This is a genomic window from Aminobacter sp. P4_H6_2 (assembly GCF_056400805.1).
This window is the reverse complement of record NZ_JBFUKO010000555.1, coordinates 1-3,582: the sequence shown is the minus strand read 5'-3', so window position 1 is coordinate 3,582 and position 3,582 is coordinate 1. Positions and strand designations below refer to the sequence as shown.

The 3,582-nt window shown below is 58.6% G+C and carries 4 protein-coding genes; 1 reads left to right on the top strand and 3 read right to left on the bottom strand.

Going from position 1 to position 3,582, the window contains the following annotated elements:
• Nucleotides 1-173: 173 nt before the first annotated feature.
• Entirely contained in the window at nucleotides 174-1,757 is a 1,584-nt protein-coding gene (locus tag AC1DUU_RS26410) for a sensor histidine kinase (protein ID WP_476786324.1), read from the top strand.
• Nucleotides 1,758-1,799: 42 nt separating this feature from the next.
• On the opposite strand, the gene AC1DUU_RS26405 is transcribed toward AC1DUU_RS26410, so the two are convergent.
• From AC1DUU_RS26405 to AC1DUU_RS26395, 3 genes are all read right to left on the bottom strand, one after another.
• The gene (locus AC1DUU_RS26405; protein ID WP_476786323.1) at nucleotides 1,800-2,468 is read right to left on the bottom strand and encodes a response regulator; all 669 of its coding nucleotides are present in this window, start codon (nucleotides 2,466-2,468) and stop codon (nucleotides 1,800-1,802) included.
• A 310-nt stretch (nucleotides 2,469-2,778) separates the two neighbouring features.
• Entirely contained in the window at nucleotides 2,779-3,267 is a 489-nt protein-coding gene (locus tag AC1DUU_RS26400; RefSeq protein WP_476786322.1) for a hypothetical protein, read from the bottom strand.
• Nucleotides 3,207-3,431, bottom strand: a complete 225-nt coding sequence (locus AC1DUU_RS26395) for a hypothetical protein (protein ID WP_476786321.1) — start codon at nucleotides 3,429-3,431, stop codon at nucleotides 3,207-3,209. The genes AC1DUU_RS26400 and AC1DUU_RS26395 overlap by 61 nt, the downstream gene beginning before the upstream one ends.
• Nucleotides 3,432-3,582 lie beyond the last annotated feature (151 nt).

Sequence of the window (3,582 nt, the reverse complement as noted above, 5' to 3'; positions counted from 1 at the left end):
CCATGAAGGCCGAGCGCTGAACTAGAAACCAGGCATACGACTATCCCTTCGCGCCATACGAACGCGGCGCAACCACCATTTTCGTATTCGTTCAGTCGACCGGGCTTGGAATTCACAAACCAGCTTCGGTCAGAATCGCAAGAATTCGCACGACTCTCGCCGGGAAGGACGCCTTGGTAGACAACAAGGTCTCATCAAATGGGGACACCTTGGTCTCGCCCCGCCCACTGACTTTCAGTGGAGGGGAACACGCGACCAATGATCCGGCCGCTGTCGTGACCAATGGCCAGGAGCGCAGAGGTCTTTGGCCTCGTATCAAGGCCCCTTTCAGCTACTGGCACAGGCTTAGCCTGACAGCGCAATTTCTGACTGTTGCAACGCTGATCGTTTGCGGTTCGATGGCCATTCTCGGCCAATGGCTGAGCTCCCAGATCGAGGCCGGGCAAGTTCGTAGCCGGGCGGAATCCGCCAGCCTGTACATGCAGGGGTTCCTCGCCCCCCATATCCGTCATCTCAACGAAAATCTGGAAATGTCCGAAAAGCACATTCAAGAGCTGGATCGGATGCTTGTAAGCACGGATCTGTCGGAGCGGGTCGAAGGGGCCAGGATCTGGCGCCAAGACGGCACAGTGGTCTACAGCACCGAAAAGTCGCAAATCGGCAAGTTGATGCTGACGCCCGACGTCGAAAGGGCCTTTGCCGGGACCATCGTCGCGCAGCTTGAAAGGCGCCCCGACGACGAGGACGGAGTGAACAGGTCTTACCCGCTGCTTGAAATCTACGCCCCCATCTACCGCACCGAAGCCGCCGGGGTTGTCGCGGTGGGCGAGTTCTACGAAGAAGCCGGCCCTTTCATGGAAAGCCTAGCAAGCGCGCAACGCCAGGCATGGGCAGTCGTCGGGCTCACCACAGCGGCCATGATGGCGCTGCTGTTCCTGATCGTCAGACGGGCAAACAGGCTGATCACGAGCCAGCAGCACACGCTCGCCAACCAGTTGGCCAATGCACAGGAACTTGCCGAACAAAACAGTGCGCTCGGTGCCATGGCCGACAAGTTGCGAATAGCTGCCAGCCAGGCCAACGAACGCCTGCTCAATCGCATCGGCGCGGACCTTCACGACGGCCCCGTGCAGTTGCTCAGCCTGCTGATATTGCGCCTGGRCCAGTCGCCGTACAAAATGCGCGGCACATCGGCCAAGGCTCCGCCGTCGCCAGACACAAGCCCTGTCGACACCGACGCTGAGGAATTGGCCAAGCAGGTCTTGTCTGAACTTCGCGACTTGTCGGGCGGGCTGGTACTTCCCGAGATAGGGAGCCTCAGTCTCGAAGAGACGCTGAACCTTGCCATCGCGCGCCATGAACAAGCTACCGGAACGATGGTCGAGACAACATTTGACGCGCTTCCGGAGCAGAGAGATCCTTCCTTGAAGATCTGTCTCTTCCGCGTCATTCAGGAGGGGCTCAACAATGCATTCCGCCATGGCGAAGCGCAACAGCAGCACGTTTTGGCCCGCTCCAGCGACACGTCCATAACCGTGATCGTCTCGGATTCCGGACCTGGGCTCGCGGTGCGAACCGATCCGCAAGGACGCGTCAACCCGCTCGGACTTCAGGGCATCCGCAACCGCGTCGAAGTGTTCGGTGGCCGGGTTCAGCTACGCCCCAGCCAGCCACGTGGCGCTGAACTGTTCGTGGAAATCCCGCTGGCCGCCCTTCCAGCCAGCGCGGTAGACCTAAAGGCATCGACGACGGCTTGAGCACAGTGCGCCCGTCTGGACGCACGCAAAGAGCCCGATCCGTTAGTGAAACGCCGGCTCCCGGTCACGCCGGCTCTCCGCCTCCATTTTCTGCGCGGCGATAACCACCTCAAGGCGGTTTCGCGCCTGCAGCTTCTGCATCAGCACGGTCATGTAATGCTTGACCGTCTTTTCGCTGATCCCAAGGGAGACTGCGATTTCCTTGTTGGTTCGGCCGCGCAGCAGGAGACGGATGATCTGCTCCTCGCGAATGCTGAGCTTGATCGCCTGCGCCGCGATTTTCCGCAGCGACGCATTTCTCAACGCTGAGATGACTTTGCTGGCAAAACCCTGCGTGATGTAGACCTCGCCGCCATAGACGGCGCGAACGCCCCTCAGCACCTCGTCGGAACTGCTGCCCTTGAGGATGTAACCACTTGCGCCCGCTTCGAGCGCCCGGACAGCGGCCTCGATGCCCGTCGATGCGGTGAAGGCCACCACTTTCGTGCTTTCCGACCTGGAAGCGATAGCCGCGATGGCATCGAAGGCATCGCCGGGCAAACTTAGATCAAGGATCAGAACATTCGGCAGATGCCGAACTACAATTTCGATGGCATCAGCCGCCGTACCGCCGCATGCCACGACATCAAAGTCGCCTTCCATTTCGAACATTCGAGCAACGCCAGAAAGCAACAGCGGATGGTCATCGACCAACGCGATGGAGATCGTCATGTACTCAAACCCCTACCCCTTACGCCGCTTAGGTAGTGTAGGCGTGTCGGGTCCTCGCGTAAACAGATGTATTAGCAATTAGTTAACCACCAGCGCTTCGACGACGGCACCGGCACGATCCAGGCCATTTCTGGCGAGAACCTTTGGCGAAACCGGACTGAAATCCCTATCCGAATTGGGTAGCTTCACGTGCTGACCTACGCCCAACGGTGGAGGCAGTGGGCTGGAATTACCCCTTTTGTGGTACAAAGACATGCCCTCGCCTGAGCCGAAATGGTGCAGCCAAGCGTGCTGCGCCATCGCGGTGATCTCATGCCGTGCGGAAACGACTTTGGAGCAAGCCTTTGCGGTTTTGCCACCAACTGCTGATCGCCGGAAGCGCATGAATCGAAAGCTGGACCGCGACGATCGCGACGCAAACAATGATCAGGTAGGCCACAAGGATCGCCGAAGCGGGAACGGTGAAGTTGAACTGCACCAGCGCCCCCAGCGCCACCGGCACGTACCAGGAGGCGACCGAAATGGCGCCCGATGCCAAAAAGGCATGCCGCTGCTGGTTGCTCATCGACAAAAACAGCGGCTTGCCGATCTGTTCTTCTATGCGCGGCAGCACCACAGCGTGGATGAAGACGCCATTGACACTTAGCACCCACACAATGGCGAGCTTGGCCCAGATCTTTTCATTGGTCAGCTTCACGGGCTCGCAAATTGCGTAGAGCACGAGAAATCCAAGTCCCGTCACCAAAGGACAAGCAGTCCGACATTGACCAATCTGGAAACGAACTTGAACACGATCCATTTTTCGGGCGTGATCTTTTCGCTGACAAAAAACCGCATCAGCATCAGGTCGAGCACCGTGGCGCCACCCAGGCCAAGTGCCAAGCCTATGAAATGAACGAACCGCAAGATTGTGCGGGTAGCCAAAACAACGTCGGCACAAAATGCTTGAAGTAGAAGGCTCATCGCGTTTCCCTCGCAAAATGAGAAATCAGGAAAACGCGCGGTCCCGCCGATGCCTTGAGCCTCTCATGGCAAAAGGCTCGCACGCAACGTCAGGACAACGCGCACAAACCCCGCCCGATGAACTATGAAGAATCGGTACACATGCCCTCAG

What these genes read in the sequence shown, in the direction of transcription:
- AC1DUU_RS26405 (WP_476786323.1), bottom strand. Translation starts at nt 2,468, where the DNA reads ATGACGATCTCCATCGCGTTGGTCGATGACCATCCGCTGTTGCTTTCT.
- AC1DUU_RS26400 (WP_476786322.1), bottom strand. Translation starts at nt 3,267, where the DNA reads ATGGATCGTGTTCAAGTTCGTTTCCAGATTGGTCAATGTCGGACTGCT.
- AC1DUU_RS26395 (WP_476786321.1), bottom strand. Translation starts at nt 3,431, where the DNA reads ATGAGCCTTCTACTTCAAGCATTTTGTGCCGACGTTGTTTTGGCTACC.